At 66.4% G+C, this 19023-nt stretch carries 17 protein-coding genes; 6 read left to right on the plus strand and 11 right to left on the minus strand.

Annotated elements, in window-relative coordinates; all coding sequences use genetic code 11:
- The 11 genes from FS770_RS13165 to FS770_RS13215 form a co-directional block, all read right to left on the minus strand.
- Nucleotides 1-485: threonine/serine exporter family protein (locus FS770_RS13165; RefSeq protein ID WP_145012617.1), on the minus strand; the 485-nt coding region annotated here is incomplete at its 3' end.
- 398 nt (nt 486-883) lie between these two features.
- Nucleotides 884-1540 carry a hypothetical protein gene (locus tag FS770_RS13170; RefSeq protein ID WP_222126525.1) on the minus strand — a complete coding sequence of 219 codons (657 nt, stop codon included), beginning with the start codon at nt 1538-1540 and terminating at the stop codon, nt 884-886.
- Between the two features lie 334 nt (nt 1541-1874).
- Entirely contained in the window at nt 1875-2447 is a 573-nt protein-coding gene (locus FS770_RS13175) for a recombinase family protein (RefSeq protein WP_186366797.1), read from the minus strand.
- Complete coding sequence (locus FS770_RS13180) at nt 2444-5239, minus strand: class I SAM-dependent DNA methyltransferase (protein ID WP_145012622.1); 2796 nt, start codon at nt 5237-5239, stop codon at nt 2444-2446. Before FS770_RS13180 ends, FS770_RS13175 begins: the two co-directional genes overlap by 4 nt.
- 533 nt (nt 5240-5772) lie before the next feature.
- Nucleotides 5773-6327 (minus strand): carboxymuconolactone decarboxylase family protein, encoded by a 555-nt coding sequence (locus FS770_RS13185; RefSeq protein WP_055085613.1) that lies wholly within the window; start codon nt 6325-6327, stop codon nt 5773-5775.
- Nucleotides 6328-6360: 33 nt separating this feature from the next.
- Nucleotides 6361-6696: a metal-sensitive transcriptional regulator gene (locus FS770_RS13190; RefSeq protein WP_244944938.1), complete on the minus strand. Its 336-nt coding sequence runs from the start codon at nt 6694-6696 to the stop codon at nt 6361-6363.
- Between the two features lie 11 nt (nt 6697-6707).
- Entirely contained in the window at nt 6708-8876 is a 2169-nt protein-coding gene (locus FS770_RS13195; protein ID WP_083482518.1) for a heavy metal translocating P-type ATPase, read from the minus strand.
- A gap of 89 nt (nt 8877-8965) precedes the next feature.
- Nucleotides 8966-9562 (minus strand): YdhK family protein, encoded by a 597-nt coding sequence (locus FS770_RS13200; RefSeq protein ID WP_145012627.1) that lies wholly within the window; start codon nt 9560-9562, stop codon nt 8966-8968.
- Nucleotides 9563-9716: 154 nt separating this feature from the next.
- Nucleotides 9717-10055, minus strand: a complete 339-nt coding sequence (locus FS770_RS13205; RefSeq protein ID WP_055085619.1) for a hypothetical protein — start codon at nt 10053-10055, stop codon at nt 9717-9719.
- Nucleotides 10056-10107: 52 nt separating this feature from the next.
- A complete protein-coding gene (locus FS770_RS13210) occupies nt 10108-12384 on the minus strand; it encodes a heavy metal translocating P-type ATPase (protein ID WP_145012630.1) in 2277 nt (758 codons plus the stop codon).
- A 67-nt stretch (nt 12385-12451) separates the two neighbouring features.
- Entirely contained in the window at nt 12452-12661 is a 210-nt protein-coding gene (locus tag FS770_RS13215; RefSeq protein ID WP_126874711.1) for a heavy-metal-associated domain-containing protein, read from the minus strand.
- Between the two features lie 172 nt (nt 12662-12833).
- On the opposite strand from FS770_RS13215, the gene FS770_RS13220 reads away from it, so the two are divergent.
- The 6 genes from FS770_RS13220 (at nt 12834) to FS770_RS13245 (ending at nt 18849) form a co-directional block, all read left to right on the plus strand.
- On the plus strand, nt 12834-13274 hold the full coding sequence (locus FS770_RS13220; protein WP_055085625.1) for a DUF6153 family protein: 441 nt from the start codon (nt 12834-12836) through the stop codon (nt 13272-13274).
- A gap of 205 nt (nt 13275-13479) precedes the next feature.
- Nucleotides 13480-14988 carry a multicopper oxidase family protein gene (locus tag FS770_RS13225; protein ID WP_145012633.1) on the plus strand — a complete coding sequence of 503 codons (1509 nt, stop codon included), beginning with the start codon at nt 13480-13482 and terminating at the stop codon, nt 14986-14988.
- 317 nt (nt 14989-15305) lie between these two features.
- Entirely contained in the window at nt 15306-15872 is a 567-nt protein-coding gene (locus tag FS770_RS13230; protein WP_145012636.1) for a recombinase family protein, read from the plus strand.
- A 156-nt stretch (nt 15873-16028) separates the two neighbouring features.
- Complete coding sequence (locus FS770_RS13235; protein ID WP_425323842.1) at nt 16029-17354, plus strand: ISL3 family transposase; 1326 nt, start codon at nt 16029-16031, stop codon at nt 17352-17354.
- Nucleotides 17351-17824, plus strand: coding sequence for a recombinase family protein (locus tag FS770_RS13240; RefSeq protein WP_244944939.1), 474 nt, complete (start codon nt 17351-17353; stop codon nt 17822-17824). Before FS770_RS13235 ends, FS770_RS13240 begins: the two co-directional genes overlap by 4 nt.
- A 38-nt stretch (nt 17825-17862) precedes the next feature.
- Entirely contained in the window at nt 17863-18849 is a 987-nt protein-coding gene (locus FS770_RS13245; protein ID WP_145012642.1) for a DUF5677 domain-containing protein, read from the plus strand.
- Nucleotides 18850-19023: the final 174 nt, after the last annotated feature.

The following is a 19023-nucleotide window of genomic DNA, read 5'->3' on the forward strand; positions in this document are numbered from 1 at the left end:
CACGCGACACAATCCAAGGATGACCGAACGGTTCCGGCCGGCCGTTTAGCAACACGACCTAGGGCGATGAGGACATAGGCGGCAGGCGTGTGCGCACCGAAGATGGCGCCGAGTCCGCACGCGCCGGCCGCGCAGGCGAAGACAAACCAGGGTGTTGGCGTTGCGGGCAGTTCAGCAGCACGTTCGAGGTCATCGGCGATGGCGCGGCTTTTCGGCTCAGCGTCGTGGACCGCTGCGTCGATGATTCGCAGTGTGGCGCTGACCTTGGACATGTTGATGTTCTCCGGGCGCACCTGCAGCGTCGCGACAGGATCACCCTCAGGCGTGGTGAGCGAGATCTGCCCCCACTCGACCATGCACCGGACCGGACAACCCAAGGCATCGCCAAGGGCTTCGATCTTGCGCACGGTCGAGGACGTGCCGTATCCGTTGGCCACGAGCGTTTCAGCTGCCGTGGACAGTGCTTCTACCGATGTGCCAGCCATCACGTCTCTTCTCGCTACCCCGTGCCTCACACCTCCACGGTCAGCGGACGGGCGCGGATCCTCTCCCTCATGCGAGGAATGGGGCCGCGAGGGCTACCGGGTGTTCAGATCCTCGCAGACGAAGCGCGTCGCTCTTCCACGGACCAGGAAGACACGGCAGAGATGACGCTCCGGGGCCTCAGAAGGAACGACTGTTGCGAACAACCCCTTGCTGAGTGGGGATGGTGCAAAAACGAAGGGTTCTGCACCACCGAGGCGAGCCGGTGGCTCAACCCACCGTTTTCGCACTGCTCACTAGCCCACTCCGAAGCCACCATTGCTGTGTAGCACTTGCCCGGTAACCCAGCCACTTTTCGTCGGCGTTCAGCCCCGCCCCTTAGATCCTGAGGACCCTTCCCCTACGGGTGCTGATTCAACAGGTCTGTGACGGCCTCGTGGTGGAGCAACCAGTCGGCCGTAGCCGTGGACCTGAACCGGACAAGCTCGACGATGGTCTCCAGGTCGGTAGTGAGGTCACGGGCAAAAATTGGCTCGTGATGGGCGATACGGTTCCGCAGAAGCCGAATCCGCTCCAGGTCGCCGTACACCTGCCCCCGGACGGACGCTGCATCCGTGTGGGAGCTGTTCGGGAAGAGGCCGAGGATTTGCGGTTCCCACAGACGGGCGTCGAAACGAGCCGTAAATATCTTCTGCCAGAACATAAACTTCAGTTCGGGGATGACCTTGCCGGCCGTGGGCTGGTTCCGTCGAGCGCCCCGAAGGTCACGCCGTGGCATGTAGCCCCGCTGGGTATCGGGAAGGCTGAGCTCAAAACCGTGAGACCAAGGCCAGCGGGGCCCATAGAGCGTCTCGATACCCTCAGTAGCTGCGTTCCGGGTGACAACCTCAACGATATGAAGGGGGAGGAGGAAGGCAGCGGAGACCTGGGCGTTCCATGCGTAGAGCTCGACGGCCTCCGCGGCCCCTGCACCGGCGGCCTGCTCGTAGGTAGAAATCCGGGCCAACGAGAGGGCTTCACGGATCTCCTGGAGACCGGCGTCGGTTGCATTTGCCATAGTTCAAACGTATCCTAAGGCTACTAGTCGCGGGCCTCGTTGGCGGAAGCCTCCCCCCGCGGACAGATGATATTGAGAAGGACCCGTCCCATGGGGGCGGGTCCTTTTTCTTTGCCTTGGGCTCCGTGTGCCCGGGGTTAGGGTCTCGCAAGTCATGGGTTGTAATACGTCTCATGCGCCTAGGCCTGCGCCCCGGGATGTCGGGGCCACGGTGGTCTCTAACGGTGTGCTGCAACCAAAATTCCATGAGGCGTGCCCGCGATTGGTGACAAGACACAAGACGGAGAGACACGCGCCATGGAGGTGCTACTCGTGAAGGGCTCGTGATCGACGTTCACGACTGGCAATCCTTTGCCGTCTCCAGTGCCTTGTAGATCGTTGGTCGGCTGACTCCGAATGAACGCGCAACGGCAGCCACAGGCTGACCGCCTGCCACCGCAGCACGGACCGCTGCGGCCTTCTCCTCATCCAGCTTCGGTTTCGGTCCCGGTCTCCGGCCCGCTGCCCGCGCGCGAGCCACGCCTTCCCGGGTGCGTTCGCGCAGTAGGTCCCGTTCCCAATCCGCAAGCATCAGCAGCATGTTCAACATCAGCCGGCCAGACGCTGTGGAGGTGTCCAGCTGAACGTCCAGGGCCTGCAGACCGATCCCGCGCTCGGCAAGCGCCTGGACGGTGCGTAGTGCGTCCGGCAAAGACCGGCCGAGCCGGTCCAAGCGGGGAACGACGAAGGTGTCCTCTCCGTCGCGCAGATAGGCCAGGGCATCGGTGAGGCCGGGTCTGTCGGACCTCGCCCCGGAGAGGCGGTCGTAGAAGATTTTGGAGCAACCAGCCACTGTGAGGGCGGCCTCCTGTCCCTCGAGGGAGCCTTCCTGGTCCCGGGTGGAGACGCGGGCGTAACCGATCTTCATGATGTGGCGCCCACGGCCGCGCCGTACAGCTCGAACAGGTGCGCGACCAGATCTGCTTCGTCCAGGCCGGGCTCGAGCCCGTAGGCGCGCTCCACGGCATCGTCGAGAGCTTTGTGCGCGGCCAGAAGGTTCGGATAGAGGAAGGCAGTGGTCGGATCGTAGAAGTTCGCCATGGTGGCTTCGGGGTGCTGGCTTCGGGCATTTAACACCTCCTGCACCAGGGCGGTGATCTCGGCCTCCTGTGACGGGTCGACGGCGGGCCAGACGAAGTTGTTGTAGACGATCGCGGCGGAGTAGCTGTAATCGGATTTCAGCCTCACGCCCACCACGCGCATCCAGGCGTTATGCGTTCGAGAGTGCAGCACGCCGAAGTGATAGCGGGTGGCGTTAGGGATCAGGCGGACCTTGTTGCTGCACAGCACCTCGGGGCCGATGAACCCGATGGGGATGTACTGGCGCCGCTCAGAGGACACCTCTGGGATCAGTAGCGAGTTGCCTTCCGGCATGTTCTCGACGTGGAAGCGGGTAGGACGTTCCGCCAGCTTGCGCGTCTGGGCGCTGGTGCTAGCGGCGCGCAGGTCGCGGACCGCGCGGACGCGCTCCATGACCCGGGGCATGGAAGCGAGCTCCGTGGGGGTGGCCTCGCCGAGCCACAGGACCCACCGCTCGATGCCTCGGATGAACTCCTGAGAGCCGTACCAGCGGTGGAAGAACCGCTCCGCGCCCGGTTCCTGGGCCAGGAAGTCCGCTTTCTCTTCCGGGGTGAACAGGTACTGGCCGCCGTCGATGGGCTTGTTGCCGATGCCCATGGCTGGCACGTCGCTCAGGGTCCGGCTGCGGCTCCAAACGAACACGTCCGGGGCGTCCTTGAGGTACGCGTTCAACTGGGCTGGCCGGGATTGTTGCGGTTCCGCGTCTACCCGGGGGTAGTGGAATAGGCGCTTGGGGCCGCCGAGCGCGGAGAAGCCGACGATGACCACGAATACCGCTGCGCCGCCGGAGGCGTCCGTGGTCCAGCGGAAGGTGTCGTGGGCGAAGTCGATCCGCACGCCCAGGTCGTAGATCGGAGACCACACGTTGGCGACCTGCTCGCCCTGGCAGATCGAGTTGGTGGAGACGAACCCTGCTCGTACCGGATGCTTGCCCATGTACTGGGCGGCCTTCATGTACCACCCGGCGACGTAGTCGATGTTCCCGGCGTTGCGGGCACCGTGGAACACGGCCATCAGTTCGGCCTTCTGCTCCCTGGTCTGGAACCGGGCCCCGCGGAACGGGGGGTTGCCGATGATGTAGTCGCACTCGGCCGGCTCAAGCACCTGGGTCCAGTCCACGGTCAGCGCGTTGCCGAGCACGACGTGGGCGGAGTCCTGCAAGGGCAGATCCTTGATCATGCCGTAGATGATGGTCTCGGCTTCGGCGTTGGCCTGCAGCTCGGCAATCCACATCGCCGTGGTCGCCACGTTCACCGCGAAGTCGTTGATCTCGATCCCGTGAAACTGCTGCAAGGAGACCTTCAGCGGGGAATGCTGCCCCTGGAGCTCGAAAACGCCCTGGTTGTGCAGCAGCGCCGAGAGGATCTTGTTCTCGAGCTTGCGCAGCTGGATGTAGGTCTCAGTAAGAAAGTTCCCGGACCCGCACGCCGGGTCGAAGAACCGCAGGGACGCGATCTTGTCATGGAATCTGCTCAGCTCATTGCGCCGCTTGCGGTCCCCGATGCCCTCGGCTGTGAGGATGCCGTCCAGCTCGGCCTTGAGCTCGCCCAGGAACAGTGGGTCGATTAGCCGGTGGATGTTCTGCGGGGAGGTATAGTGCATGCCCCCGGAGCGTCGGGTCTCGGGGTTCAGGGTGGACTCGAACACCCCGCCGAACACGGTGGGGCTGATCTGGGACCAGTCGGTGCCCTCACTGACCTCGTCCAGGAGCACGTCGACGATCTGCTGGGTCAGCTGGGGGATCTCCACGTCCGCGGCGAACAGGCCACCGTTGACATAGGGGAAGGCCTTCAGCGCGTCTGAGGCGTAGGGGTCCCTCTCTGCGGGGCCGGTGTTGAGGTAGGCGAACAGCTCTTTGAGCGCGGCGCGCGCCCGGTCGGCCGGCACGGGCTTGAGGTACCGGTGGAAGGCGTTCTTCGTGAACAGGCCGGCGTCCTCGGCGAAGAGCAGGAAGACCAACCGCACGCACAGAACGTTCAGGGAGTGCTTAGACTCCTCGGAGTCGGGGTCGATGTACTGCTCGCGCAGCAGGTCGTAGAGCTTGCCGATCAGGGCGCCGGCGTCCAGGGAGACCTGGGCTTCGCGGCGTTGGCGTTCGAGCTGGGGGTCCACAAGGAAGTCCAGCTGGTGTAGCTGCTCGGGCAGTTCGGCCAGGCGGAAGTGTTCGTAGTGCTGCTCGGGGTGCTCATGGTCCAGGTCGTGGATTCGGAAGTGGTCGAAGTCGCAGACGATGATCGTGTCCGGGCGCTCCGAGTTGCGCAGGGAATCCGCGTACCGCTTGGCCTGGCCGAACGGGGTCACGGCCACGCCCTGGCGCGTCTCGGCCTTGTCCAGGTCGATACCGAGGGACTTCTGCTCGATCACGGTCTTGGCGTCGCGGATAACAACGTCGATGAACCCGCGCTCAGTGGTGCGGTTCTCGAACCGGACGTTGGTGGTCACATCCTCCATGCCGACCACGTCACGCAACAGCTCGAGCCAGAACGAGGACGTGTCGCCCTTCTCGTAGCCGCGACCGGCCCACTTGTCCGCGAACTGCTTGGCCGCGCGCTTACGTGCGGCCTCCCGCTGATCTGCCACGTGTGCCCCTCTGGTGTCGGAAATCGGTCGATCTCTTGACAGTCTCCCATCACAGCGGCTGGGAGGATCGAGGCGCGCTGAGAGTGTCAAAAATCTACGTCGAGGATAATAGTGTCAAGGGACCCACCCTGATACACCATTTCTTGACATGCTGCCCCGTCCGAGGCGGGCATCCGGTCGTGTCAGCGCATCGACCGGCAGCGAACGCCGCAGGGGCCGGATACTTATCGCAGCGAGTCACTCCCCCGAGGGCCAGGCACGGGGGAGTGGTGCATAAACGACCGCTTTAGCCCCCAACGAGCCAAGGCGTGGGTCTTTTTCCCGTCTCAGTGGAGAGCCGCCCGCAGGCAGATCTCCTCTCCGTCGCTGAGCCCCGCCGGGCGGGGGGTCCTCCTGGACTCCTCCGTCCGCAAAGCTGCGATGAGCGTGTCGCGCAGCGGACGGCGGTTCAGGCCCTGGGCGAGAGCCCGGGAGGAGTCGACGCTGACGGGATTCCCAGCTGACCGGTACCCGCTTCACCCGGGTCGATGCCTTCACGCGTCGTCTGCTGGGCGCTGCAGCTGTCCGGAGTGACCGCTCGGTGCGAGTCCGGCGACGAGGTTGAACGCGCCGGTGAGGACGTTGAGGGAGACAACGCCGACGACGTCAGCGATCGCGCGGTCGCTGTGGCCGAGCGCGCGGAGCTCGTCGATCTGCTCGTCGGTGATGGAGGCCGGCTCGCGGTAGACCTGCAGGCCGAGCCGGATGAACGCGGCGACGGCGGGGTTGGACGATACGCCCTGATGGGCGAGTTCGATCTCGTGCTCCGCGATGCCGAGGGAGCGGGCGGCGTCGATGTGCGAGGCCAGACAGATGCCGCAACCCTGCTGGGCCTGGACGGCGATGGAGATCAGCTCGCTGACCTTGCGGTCGAGCTTGGCGCGGCGCATGGCCCTGCTCAGCTGCAGGTACCCGCCGAGGACGGCCGGCGAATGGGCCATGGTGGCGACCATGTCGCCGACGGTGCCGTGGCGCTCGACGAGCTCGCCGAGCAGCTCGCGGGACGCGCCGACGGCGGTCTCCGGGGTCAGCCGGTCAAAGCGGGGCATGCGCGCGTCCTCCTTGGTGCGCTGCTCGTCGGTTCAGGAGCGGACGAGGCGGTTGATGGCGTCGGTGGCTTCCTGGATCTTGGCGATGGCCGCGTCGTCGTCGCCGAGCTTGGCGGCGTCGAGGACGCAGTGCTTGAGGTGGTCGTCGAGCAGGCCGGTGGCCACGCCCTGCAGGGCACGGGTCAGCGCGGAGACCTGGGTAAGGATGTCGATGCAGTACTTCTCGTCGTCGATCATCTTCGCGATGCCGCGGGCCTGGCCCTCGATGCGCTTCATACGCGCCCGGTAGCGGTCCTTGTCGCTGATGTAGCCGTGCTGGTGGGCCGCGGTGGCGGTCTCGGAGACGGTGGTGGCGGTCTCGGTGGTCATGGGCGTGTCCTTCACTTCTGGCGCCCCAGGACGGAGCGGGTGCTGGCTTCGGGGGTGAGGTCGATGCGCCGCAGCAGCTGGGCGTTGAGGGCGACGACGACGGTGGACAGCGACATCAGGATCGCGCCGACCGACATCGGCAGCACGAACCCGATGGGTGCGAGGACGCCGGCCGCGAGCGGGACGGAGATCAGGTTGTAGCCGGCGGCCCACCACAGGTTCTGCTTCATCTTCCGGTAGGCGGCCTTCGACAGCTGGATGACCGAGAGCACCGAGCGGGGGTCGGAGCTGGCGAGGATGACGCCGGCGGAGGCGATGGCGACGTCGGTGCCGGCTCCGATGGCGATGCCGACGTCGGCCTGGGCAAGGGCGGGGGCGTCGTTGACGCCGTCGCCGACCATGGCCACCTTCTTGCCCTCGTGCTGCAGCTGGGCGACCTTGGCCGACTTGTCCTCGGGGCGGACGCCGGCGAAGACGCGGTCGATGCCGAGCTCCCGGCCGACCTCGTTCGCGACGGCCTCGGCGTCGCCGGTGATCATGACGACCTCGACGCCGAGCCGGTGCAGGGCGTCGACGGCGTCGCGGGACTCCGATCGGACCTCGTCGGCGAGCTTGAGCCCGCCGACCACCTGGCCGTCGCGCAGGACGTGCAGGATGATCGCGCCCTCGCCGCGCCAGGCATCGGCCGCGTCGATCTCGGACTGGCCGGTCTCCTCGAGCAGCCGGGGCCCGCCGACGCGGATTTCGTGGCCGGCCACAGTCGCGGTGACGCCGACGGCGGGCGAAGAGGTGAAGCCGCTCCCGGGCTCGAAGGCCAGGCTGCGGTCCTTCGCGGCGGCGACGATGGCCCGGGCGAGCGGGTGCTCGCTGTCGGCCTCGGCCGAGGCTGCCAGGGCGAGCACGGCGTCGGCGGCCAGGTCGGCGGCAGGCTCGACGCCGGTCACGGTGGGCTCGCCCCTGGTGAGCGTGCCGGTCTTGTCGAACAGCACGGCGTCGACCTGACGCATCGACTCCAGCGCGAGGCGGTCCTTGACCAGGACGCCGCCGCCGGCGGCGCGCTCGGTCGCGATCGACACCACCAGCGGGATCGCCAGGCCCAGGGCGTGGGGGCACGCGATCACGAGCACGGTGATGGTGCGCACGACCGCGTCGTCGGGGGACCCGGCCAGCGTCCAGACGACGGCGGTGATCAGAGCCGCTCCGAGGGCGAACCAGAACAGCCACGCGGCGGCGCGGTCGGCGATGCGCTGAGCGCGGGAAGACGAACTCTGCGCCTCGGCTACGAGCCGGTTGATGCCGGCCAGGGCCGTGTCGTCCCCGGTGGCGGTGATCTCCACCCGCAGGCCGGAGTCGGTGGCCACCGTGCCGGCGATGACCGGGTCGCCCTCGCCCCGGGCGACGGGCCGGGACTCACCGGTGATCATCGATTCGTCCATGTCGGCGCGGCCGTCGACGACGGTGCCGTCGGCGGGGACGCTGCCCCCAGGGCGGACGATGACGACGTCGCCGACGCGCAGGTCGGCGGGATCGACCTTCACGACGTCGTCGCCGTCGACGCGCTCGGCTTCGTCGGGGAGCAGCGCGGCCAGGGAGTCCAGCGCCGAGGTGGTCTGGGCCAGGGAGCGCATCTCGATCCAGTGGCCCAGCAGCATGATGACGATCAGCAGCGCCAGTTCCCACCAGAACTCCAGCTCGTGGTGGACGAGCCCGAGGGTGGCGGCCCAGGAGGCGAGGAAGGCCACGGTGATGCCGAGCGAGATCAGCAGCATCATCCCCGGCTTGCGGCTCTTCAGCTCGCTCCAGCCGCCGCTGAGGAACGGCCGTCCGCCCCAGACGTACATGGTGGTGCCGAGCACCCCGGCGACCCACCCCGCCCAGTCGGGCACCGAGTAGCCGATCAGCATGGCGAACATGGGCGAGAGCGCGACCACAGGGATGGCGATGACGAGGTTGATCCAGAACAGCCGGCGGAACTGGCCCACGTGGTCGCCGTGCCCTTCATGGCCGCCGTGCTCGTCGTGCCCTGCATGATCGCCGTGTTGCATGGCGTGGCCCTGGTGGGCGGCGTGTGCGTCGTCCTCGTGGCCGGGCGCGGACGTCGGGACGGCGGCGTAATCGCTGTGCGCGGTCTCGTCGGCGACCTCGCCGTGGTGACGGTGATGCGTGGTCCGGTCGGTCATTGCTCTTCGCTTCCCCTCGTTCTTCCCCGGTCTTCCCTTCGATCGGGTCGGTCTCGCCGCGGACCTTGAATTGGCCCCCGGCTACCGGCTCAGGAGGCCGGCTGAATCTCGCTCTCGACGACCCACTTGTGGTTGGTCATTGTCATGCCGTCGGACTCGTAGTCGACCATGTAGACGGTCTGGTCGGTGGAGGAGGCGATGGTGGCCTTCGCGCCCTTCATGCCCTCCATGTGCTCTGCCTCCAGCGTGACCTCGGTGCCGTCGGGCAGACGCTCAGGTCCGGCATCCTTGATCTCCTCCTGCACGACCCACTTGTGGTCCTCGACCGGCTCCCCGCCGGTGGTGGGCGTGAAGTTCACCGCGTAGGTGTAGGTGTCGAAAGCGCCGACGATGGTGGCCTTCGCCCCGTCCATACCCTCCATGTGGTCGGCGGTGAGCGTCACCTCGGTGCCGACCGGGTACTTCGGGGACGCGGCCTTCTCGATGTCGGCGGGGGCGGGTCCGCCGTCCATCGGGTGCTCCATCTCGCCGCCGCTGTCGCTCGAGCTGGTGCTTCCGTGGCCCTGGTGCTGACTGGTCGACGAGGGCGTCGCCTGGTCCTGGTCCCCGCCGGTGCTGCAGCCGGTGAGCACGAGTGCTCCGCCGAGGGCTCCGGCAGCGATGGTCGTCATGATGCGCTTGCGCATACGGTCTCCTATTCGTTCAGTCTGACCCGATCAACCTTATACCCCTATGGGGTATAGGTCAAAGGGTTGATCGGTGTGGTCGTCGGGCTGGAAGGTTCCGATCGAGTCGCCCGGGGCCCCAGAGGTGGTGCCGTGACTCGAGCGCGTCGAAGGATCAGGCCATGGTGGCGGCGTACTTGGCCGGGTCCGAGTCGAAGATCGGTCCGCAGCCGGCGCAGCAGAGCCAGTAGCGCCGGCCGGCGTAGTCGCGGAAGAGGCCCTGGGCCTCGGCGACCTTCTTGCTGACCGGGTTGCCGACCATGACGGGGCAGGTCGTGGAGTCTTCGCTGCCGGCGAGGAGGTCTTCGCGGCCGTCGGCCTCGACCGCGGGGCTTCCCGCGCCGGTCGTGCCGCAGCAGCCGGAGCCGGCGACGGCCGGTGCCTCGGCGGCGGGTGCCTGCTGTGCGGGGGAGGTGCTGCAGCAGCTGGCGGGGGTCTTGGATTCGTTGTTCATTCTCGGTGGATGCCTTTCGTGATTTCGTGTGGGTAAGACGGGTGCCGCGACATCACTGCTTGGCGACGCTGCGGAACCCGCGCAGGCGAAGGCTGTTGCCGACGACGAAGACGGACGAGAACGCCATCGCCGCGCCAGCGAGCATGGGGTTGAGCATGCCCAGCGCCGCGACGGGGATGGCCGCGACGTTGTAGGCGAAGGCCCAGAAAAGGTTTCCCTTGATCGTGCCCAGTGTTTTGCGGGAGAGCCGGATTGCGTCGACCGCGGCTCGCAGGTCCCCGCGCACGAGGGTGATGTCGGAGGCCTCGATGGCGACGTCGGTGCCGGTGCCCATGGCCAGGCCGAGGTCGGCCTGGGCGAGGGCCGGTGCGTCGTTGACGCCGTCGCCGACCATCGCGACGACCTTGCCCTCGTTCTGGAGGCGGGTGACGACGTCGACCTTGTCCTTGGGCAGGACCTCGGCGATGACCTGGTCGATGCCGACCTCGGCAGCGATTCGCTTCGCCACGGCCTGGTTGTCGCCGGTGAGCAGGACCGGCGTGAGTCTCAGGTCCTTCAGTCCGGCGATGGCCTCGGCGCTGGTGGGCTTGACGGCGTCGGCGACGACGAGGATCCCGCGGGCCTGTCCGTCCCAGCCGACGGCGACGACGGTCTTGCCTTCGCCCTCGGCCTCGGCCTTGGCGGCTGCGACATCGGAGGAGAGGTGCTGGGACCAGTCGGCCAGCAGGGACTCTCGGCCGACGAGCACGCCGCGACCGTCGACGACGCCCTGGACGCCCTTGCCTTCGATGTTGGCGAAGTCCTCGGGCGTCGGCAGTTGGCCGACCTCCTGGACCGCGCCCTTGGCGATGGCCTGGGCGATCGGGTGTTCGGAGGCGTCCTCCAGTGCACCGGCCAGGCGCAGCAGCTCCGTGCGGTCGGTGCCGGGCTCGGTGATTGCGTCGACCAGGGTCATCTTGCCGGTGGTGACGGTGCCGGTCTTGTCGAGGACGACGGTGTCGACCTTGCGTGTGGATTCGAGGACTTCGGGGCCCTTGATGAGCACGCCCATCTGCGCGCCGCGCCCGGTGCCGACCAGTAGCGCTGTCGGGGTGGCCAGGCCGAGGGCGCAGGGGCAGGCGATGACGAGGACGGCGACGGCGGCGGTGAAGGCGGCCGAGACGCCGGGTCCGGATATCAGCCATGCGCCGAGCGTGACGAGGGCGATGGCGATGACGATCGGGACGAAGATGCCGGAGATGCGGTCGGCCAGGCGCTGGACCTGGGCTTTGCCGGATTGGGCGTCCTCGACCAGCTTGGCCATCTGCGCCAGCTGGGTGTCCGACCCGACCCGGGTCGCCTGCACGACCAAGCGGCCGCCGGCGTTCACGGTGGCTCCGGTCACCGCGTCGCCGGCGACGACCTCGACGGGAACGGACTCGCCGGTGAGCATGGAAGCGTCCACAGCGGATGTGCCGGAGACGACGGTGCCGTCGGTGGCGATCTTCTCGCCGGGGCGGACGACGAACTCGTCGCCCACGGTCAAGTCTGCGGTCGGGATCTTGGTCTCGGCTCCGTCGCGCAGGACGGAGACCTCCTTCGCTCCGAGGTCGAGCAGGGCGCGCAGCGCCGCGCCGGCTTGGCGCTTGGATCGCTTCTCGAAGTAGCGGCCGGCGAGGATGAACATGGTCACCCCGGCGGCGGCCTCGAGGTAGATGTTGCCCGCGCCGTCGGAGCGGGCCAGGGCGAATTCGAACGGGTGCTTCATTCCCGGCATGCCGGCGTGGCCGAGGAACAGCGCGTACAAGGACCACAGGAACGCCGCGCTCGTGCCCATCGAGACGAGCGTGTCCATCGTGGCTGTGCCGTGCTTGAGGTTGGTCCATGCGGCCTTGTGGAACGGCCAGCCCGCCCAGACGATTACCGGCGCGGCCAGGGCCAGCGAGGCCCACTGCCAGTAGGTGAACTGCAAGGCGGGGATCATCGCCATCGCGATGACCGGGACGGTGAGCACGATCGACCCGATCAGCCTCTGCTTGAGCGAGGTCAGCTCGGGGTCGTCGGCTGGGCCCTCGCCGTCGGCCGCGGCGTCTGTCGTCGCGGCCTTGGGCTTCGGCAGTGCTGCGGTGTAGCCGGTCTTCTCGACCTCGGCGACCAGCAGGGCCGGGTCGTAGCCGGCAGGCACGGTGACCTTGGCCTTCTCGGTGGCGTAGTTGACGCTCGCGGTCACGCCGTCGAGCTTGTTGAGCTTGCGCTCGACCCTGTTGGCGCAGGAGGCGCAGGTCATCCCGCCGACCTCCAACTCGATGCCGGTGTCCGAGCTCAGCGGCGCTGAAGCTGGTGCAGTCATCGTCTTTCCTTCCTTCTGCCCTGCCGCGGCTGTGTGCCGTAAGCCGCGAGCCGCGCTGGTGCCTTCATCAGGCGCGCACGGCCGAGTAGCCGGCCTCCTGGACGGCGGCCAGGACCTGCGCGTCGTCGATCTCGCCGGAGCCGGAGACGACGAGCTTGCCCGTCTGGGCGCTGACCTCGATGTCGGTGACGCCTGGGATCTCGCCGACCTCTTCGCGGACCGACATCTCGCAGTGCCCGCAGGTCATGCCCGTCACCTGATATTCGTTCGCACTCATCGCAAATCCTCTTCGTTTCTCGATATCCCCGGTGGGTACCTGTATGAGAACCGTATACCCCCTCTGGGTATTCCCGCAAGGTAGGGAGCGATCACCGGCGTGGTCATCGACCACTCGCAGGGACGGCATGGCGATTGTGAGCCCGGTACGACACCGGGGTAGGGTAACGAGCGTGTTGACCGCGATCCCCGAGCCCAGGCGAAGCATGCGCCGGGTGCCGCTGATCGTCCTCGCGGCGCTGCTGATCGCGGGTCTCCTCGGGATGCACGCCCTGACCAGCGCGCCCATGCCCGCGACTGCCTCCATGGCGTCCTCGGGACACGCTTCCCCGGCATCGCCCGCCCTCGCGGACCAGGCGACCGCCGCCCCCGCGGCGGCGATGTCCGGGCCTCACGGCACGATGCACGGCTCCGGCGGGTGCGCGGACGCCATGAGCGGCGGCGGGTCCACGTGCGTGTCCGTGCCGACTGGCAAGGACCTTCCGGCCCTCCCGGCACCGTCCGCCGCGAGCCTGCCCCGACCAGTGCTTGCCGCGGCCGCGCCGACGCCGCCGCCCGAGACGCCGCGCCGGCTCGCGCTGACTCACCTGGAGCTGTCGATCCAACGGACGTGAGCAGCCGGGAGCGCCGACGTGGCGCTCCTCGCCCTTCCTCGGCAGGGCCCATGGCTTCTGCCGAGTCCGCGACGGCATCGCGCCCTCGGCGCGCTGGCCCTTCTCAGAGGCCCATGCAGGCCTGCGCATCCGATCACCGTGATCGTCGACCGCGCCGGCTCGATGCCGTGGCACCGCTCACTATCGACACAGAAGGACATCACCCATGCATTCCGCCCTGAACCGCCGCCAGTTCCTGTCCGTCGGCGCACTGACGCTGACCGCCGCCGGCCTCGCCGGCTGCAGCTCCACCACCAGCAAGACGACCTCGTTCGTCAAGCCCGGCAGCGCCGCGGTCACGGCGGCCGAGGCCAAACGCCGCAGCACCGGGACCGTCGTGCAGCGCGCGCTGACCGCCGAGCCGGTCACCCTCGACTTCGGCGGGAAGATCGCCAAGACCTGGGCCTACCGCGGGGCATCGGCGAGCGAGCCATTGCGCGGCAACGTCGGCGACACCCTCAAGGTGGCGCTGACCAACGACCTGCCCGACCCGACCAGCGTGCACTGGCACGGGCTGGCGCTGCGCAACGACATGGACGGCGTCCCGAGCCTCACCCAGAAAGCCGTCCAGCCAGGCGGCTCGTTCGCCTACGAGTTCACCCTGCCCGAGTCGGGCACGTTCTGGTTCCACCCCCACGTCGGCACGCAGCTCGACCGCGGCCTGTACGCGCCGCTGATCATCGACGACCCGAACGAGAAGGCCGACTACGACAAGGAATGGGTCATCGTCCTCGACGACTGGCTCGACGGCGTCACCGCCACGCCCGACCAGGTCCTCGCCGAGCTCGAGAAGGGGATGATGGACCACGGCGGCATGGACATGGGGCCGATGCGGATGGGCAACACTCTGATGGGCGCGACCTCGCCGCTGCTCGGCGGCGACGCCGGCGACGTCTACTACCCCCTCTACCTGATCAACGGCAAGCCCGCCAAGGACCCACAGACCTTCACCGCCAGGCCCGGAGAGAAAATCAGGCTGCGGATCATCAACGCCGGCGGCGACACCGCCTTCCGTTTCGGCATCGCCGAACACCCGCTGACGATCACCCACACCGACGGCTTCCCCGTGAAGCCGCACGAGGCCGAGAGCGTAGTCCTCGGCATGGGGGAGCGCTACGACGCGGTCATCACCGCCGGCGACGGCGCGTTCGCCGTGATCGCCGAGGCCCTCGGCAAGCAGGACCAGGCCCTCGCCGTCCTGCGCACCGGATCCGGCACCGCCCCGACCAAGAAGACCAAGCTCCCGCAGATGAAGACCCCAGCCACCGCAGCCGACCTGAAGGCCGACTCCGTGGTCAGGCTGCCCAAGCGCGCTGTAGACCGGACCCTGGTACTCGAGCTGACAGGGAGCATGGAGAAGTACGACTGGGCGATCAACGGCAAGCGCATGGACGTGGACCAGCCGATGCGCGACGCCCTCGGTATCAAGCAGGGCGAGCGGGTCGCGCTCGAGTTCAAGAACTCGACCACGATGTGGCACCCGATGCACCTGCACGGCCACACCTACCAGCACTCCGGCGGCGGGCCCCGCAAGGACACCTCGATCGTCCTGCCTGGCAAGGCGCTGCGCGTCGAGTTCGACGCCGACAACCCCGGCAGGTGGCTCAGTCACTGCCACAATCTCTATCACGGCGAGGCGGGGATGATGACGACGATCGCCTACCAGATGTCCTGATCCGCAGCCGACCAACGAGTCGTGTGACCCGGAGGCGCCGAGTATTCGTCCATAAGGATGGCGCAACCAGCCTGCTGCAACACAGACGAAGGGCGCACCTCCTGGAGGGACTGCCGCAAGGATGGGTGACATCTGATCAGGAAGTGCAGCACAGTCGAAGGGTTCAAGGAGGTTACGGGGAGGCCGCCACGTGTGAAGCCGACGGGAGCCCCGGCCGCTGAGTAATGGCCAGGGTTGGTTTCTGGAATACGAGCATCCCAGGCGGCAACGTTGATCTCCGCCACCGCAACATCACCTTAAGCAGCCCCGGAGGCCCCTTGAAGATCGGTTACGCCCGCGTGAGCACCCGCGAGCAAGCGGCCTCCCTGGACACCCAGCGCGCAGCCCTGGAGGCAGCAGGTTGTGAACGTGTCTTCACAGACACGATCAGTGGTGCACGCTCCACCCGCCCCGGCCTGGACGCCGCCCGCAGCCACCTCCGTACCGGGGACGCCCTGGTGGTCACCCGCCTGGACCGGCTAGGCCGGTCCATGCGCGACACCGTGAACACCGCCGCCGAGCTGAACGAGGAAGGCGTGCGGCTGGTGCTGCTGGACATGGGCCTGGACACCGCCACCCGCGAGGGGCGGCTGATGGTGGGCATCCTCTCCGCCCTGGCGCAGCAGGAGCTAGAGACCATCCAGGAGCGCACCCGCGTAGGACTGGAACACGCCCGGGCACAGGGCCGCGTGGGCGGCCGCCCACCGAAGCTGAACCCCGCCCAGCGCGCGGCCGCGCTGGCCGCGCTACGTGGCGGGCTGTCCGTGTCCGACGTCGCGGCGCTGCACGGGGTGAGCCGGTGGACCATCACCCGCATACGCGACGCGGCCACCGAGGAAGCATGATTGCGCGACACGACTCCATCAGCGTGACGTGAACCGCAAAAATGTGGCCCTTCACAGATGAGCATGGGTAGCCGGGTGCGTGGGGGCGTTTCGGAGCGCGTGTTGTGGGGTCTGGGTAGAGGTCGAGGCCTCCAGGATGGGTAGCGACCAAGCAACCTGATCCATAAAGGCCTCGACGTGTCTCATGCTATCTGCGCGCCCGCGTGCGCGCTTTTCGACCTGCCCGACGTCCACGTCCTGGCCGTGGAACGCGGGGCGCGCCAGTTCACCGTGGTGGTTGAGACCGTGCCGCCCCTGGTGGGCTGCCCCTCCTGCGCAGTGCTCGCCACCGGTCATGGCCGCCGGAAGGTGCTCCTGCACGACCTGCCCTGTGCTGGGGTGCCGGTGCGGGTTCGCTGGCGCAAGCGGATCTACCGCTGCCTCGAGGACGCCTGCGAGATCTCGACGTTCAGTGAGCTCCACGAGCTGGCGGCCCCGCGGGGCAAGCTCACCACCCGCGCGATCGCCTGGGCCGTGGCCCAGCTGCGCTCCCACGACATCGCGGTCTCGGCCCTGGCTGAGATGCTAGGGGTCGCTTGGAACACCGTCTGGGATGCCATCGCCCCGGTCATCGAGGACCAGTTGGCCGCGCAGGAGCGGCTGACCGGTGTGGACGCTCTCGGTGTCGACGAGCACGTCTGGCGCCACGTCGGTCCGCCCGGCACCGGACTGGTCACCGGGATCGTGGACCACTCCCGCGGTGAGGACGGCCGGCCTCGGGCGAGACTGTTGGACCTGGTCAAGAGCCGCACCGGGGCCGCCTACGGCCACTGGCTCTCCGAGCAGGGGCCGACCTTCACGAGCGGGATCCGCACGGCGACGCTGGACCCGTTCCACGGCTACACCAATGCCATCCGCGACAAGCTCCCGGAGGCCATCACGGTGCTCGATGCGTTCCACGTGGTCAAGCTCGGCGGCCAAGTCGTCGACGAGGTGCGTCGCCGCGTGCAACAGGACACCCTGGGTCACCGCGGACGGGCCGGAGACCCGCTCTACGGGATCCGCCGGACCCTGCAGATCGGCGCCGAGCACCTCACTCCCAAGCAGATCACCCGCCTGAACGCGAAGCTCGAGGCCGGGGACCCGCACTATGAAGTCACCCTCGCCTGGCACTGCTACCAGAAGCTGCGTGCCGTCTACCACGCCCGCCCCGAAGCCGGACGCCGGCTCGTCGCCGAGATTCTGGGGGCCTTCCCGACCTGCCCGATCCCGGAGGTCGCCCGGCTGGGCCGCACCTTGCAGCGATGGCGGTCGGCGACCCTGGCCTACTTCGACACCGCCGGAGCCTCGAACGGGCCGACAGAGGCGATCAACGGGGTGATCGAAACGATGCGCCGGGTCGCTCGGGGTTTCCGCAACTTCGACAACTACCGGCTACGCGCCCTGCTCGCCGCCGGTGGCCACCGGCCGTGGCGGAAGACGCCTACCCACGCTCATCTGTGAAGGGCCTCTTTACCTGGATCAGGGCGTTTCCGGTGCTCCAGGCCGTAGGTGCTCTTCAACAGGGGGACACCTTGGTGGTGACGACCTTGGACCGGTTGGGGCGGTCCACCCAGAACATGCTCGAGCTCTCTGAGTCCCTGCGGGAGATGGGCGTGGGGTTGCGGGTGCTCAACCTCGGTGGCGGTGAGGTAGACACCTCGACGCCGATGGGGTCGATGGTATTCACGGTGATGGCCGCGTTGGCGCAGATGGAGTTGGAGATCAAACGGGAGCGGATCACTGACTCAGTGGCTAAGCGCAGAGCTGCTGGTGGGGATCTTGGGGGCCGGCGCCAGCAGTTCACGGACTCCCAGATCCGCAGCGCGCAACGGCTGATCGACGCCGGCCAACCAGCAGCACAGGTCGCACGGGATATGGGGATGTCCCGGGCGACGCCGTATCGGAGGTTTCAGCACATTAGGGACCACTAAGAATTGTATTTAAATGTATGAAGTGGCATCATAATTATGTGACGTATTCCTATTTTGTCGAAAGAAATTTGTCCCCAGATAACAAGGAAAAAGCTTCAGAGATCCTCCAGAATATCTCATCATGGCGTACAGAAAATATAAGGAATAGAGAAAGATTTGAATACCATTTGATCCGTTTATATAGGGACGGGTTGGAAGCTATGGATGATTTCTATTTCTCTTCCATAGAGGCATTTGATTGGGGCATGTCGGTAATTTTCGAAGAAGAACCGGAATCATCATCTGATGAAGAAACACAACTGTATTACCAAGTTATAAGCGGGTTGGTAGCAAGGGCGCTGACGGCCTACGCAGAGGTCATATGCCTTTTGAGGAGCGGATTTCCTGGGGGGGCTTTTGAGCGCGCCAGGTTCATGCAGGAAGTATATGTTACCGCAATGACAATCGCTAGATATGGGCATCCACTGGGTGAGCATCCGGAACTTGTGGAAAGATACTTGCGGCATCGAGATGTTTTTGAAAAATCGTTCGCCGAGGAACTCATGAACACTAATATATTAGGTGATAAACACCCTTTTAGTAAAGAAATTTTCGAGGCTCTTGAGAAAAATCAGAAAGACACGAAGGAGATGATTGGAAAAAGCGCTGGGGGTATGTGGGCATGGGCGTCTCCAGTGCTTCCTGAGGGGGAAACCCCTACAATGAAATCGATTTCTGAAAAAGTTTTGCCGAATTTTTACTTTTTTTACAAGCTGGGGAGTCGGCACGCTCACGCTGGCTCAGAAGGATGGCCCTTGGGTCATATAGAAGTAGGGGATCAAGATGGCCTCATTGTGGGTTCCCAAGACAATGACCTTGGATTACCCGCGACCCTTGCTACTGCATTTATGACCGACCTGATGACTCTTGTGGTCCCAGTGGAAGTCGAATCGGAAGACGGGATCGATACTAAAGGGAAACTTATTCATGAAATATTAGAAAATTTGAGCGAAATAATTAGAGAAAACATGTTTTTAGATGAGTAATTTCTACTAATTATTAGGGGCGTGGCTTATTGATTAACGATAACTGAGCCGTGGCCTGAGGTGCTCCAGGGCACCAACCCCACCGCCCAAGGTACGCAGACGCCGTTAAGCGGCTCTTCAGGATCCAGGGTGTAGTTGGGGTCGGCGCGTCGGTCGCCGGATAGGGGTCGAGGC

Origin of the sequence: Kocuria salsicia, from assembly GCF_007681555.1 — a bacterium.
Lineage (GTDB): Bacteria > Actinomycetota > Actinomycetes > Actinomycetales > Micrococcaceae > Kocuria > Kocuria salsicia.

Coding starts and splice junctions, on each gene's coding strand:
- FS770_RS13185 (WP_055085613.1), bottom strand. CDS start 6,327: ATGCCCCGCTTTGACCGGCTGACCCCGGAGACCGCCGTCGGCGCGTCC.
- FS770_RS13210 (WP_145012630.1), bottom strand. CDS start 12,384: ATGACTGCACCAGCTTCAGCGCCGCTGAGCTCGGACACCGGCATCGAG.
- FS770_RS13175 (WP_186366797.1), bottom strand. CDS start 2,447: ATGAAGATCGGTTACGCCCGCGTCTCCACCCGGGACCAGGAAGGCTCC.
- FS770_RS13225 (WP_145012633.1), top strand. CDS start 13,480: ATGCATTCCGCCCTGAACCGCCGCCAGTTCCTGTCCGTCGGCGCACTG.
- FS770_RS13170 (WP_222126525.1), bottom strand. CDS start 1,540: ATGGCAAATGCAACCGACGCCGGTCTCCAGGAGATCCGTGAAGCCCTC.
- FS770_RS13190 (WP_244944938.1), bottom strand. CDS start 6,696: ATGACCACCGAGACCGCCACCACCGTCTCCGAGACCGCCACCGCGGCC.
- FS770_RS13205 (WP_055085619.1), bottom strand. CDS start 10,055: ATGAACAACGAATCCAAGACCCCCGCCAGCTGCTGCAGCACCTCCCCC.
- FS770_RS13215 (WP_126874711.1), bottom strand. CDS start 12,661: ATGAGTGCGAACGAATATCAGGTGACGGGCATGACCTGCGGGCACTGC.
- FS770_RS13195 (WP_083482518.1), bottom strand. CDS start 8,876: ATGACCGACCGGACCACGCATCACCGTCACCACGGCGAGGTCGCCGAC.
- FS770_RS13200 (WP_145012627.1), bottom strand. CDS start 9,562: ATGCGCAAGCGCATCATGACGACCATCGCTGCCGGAGCCCTCGGCGGA.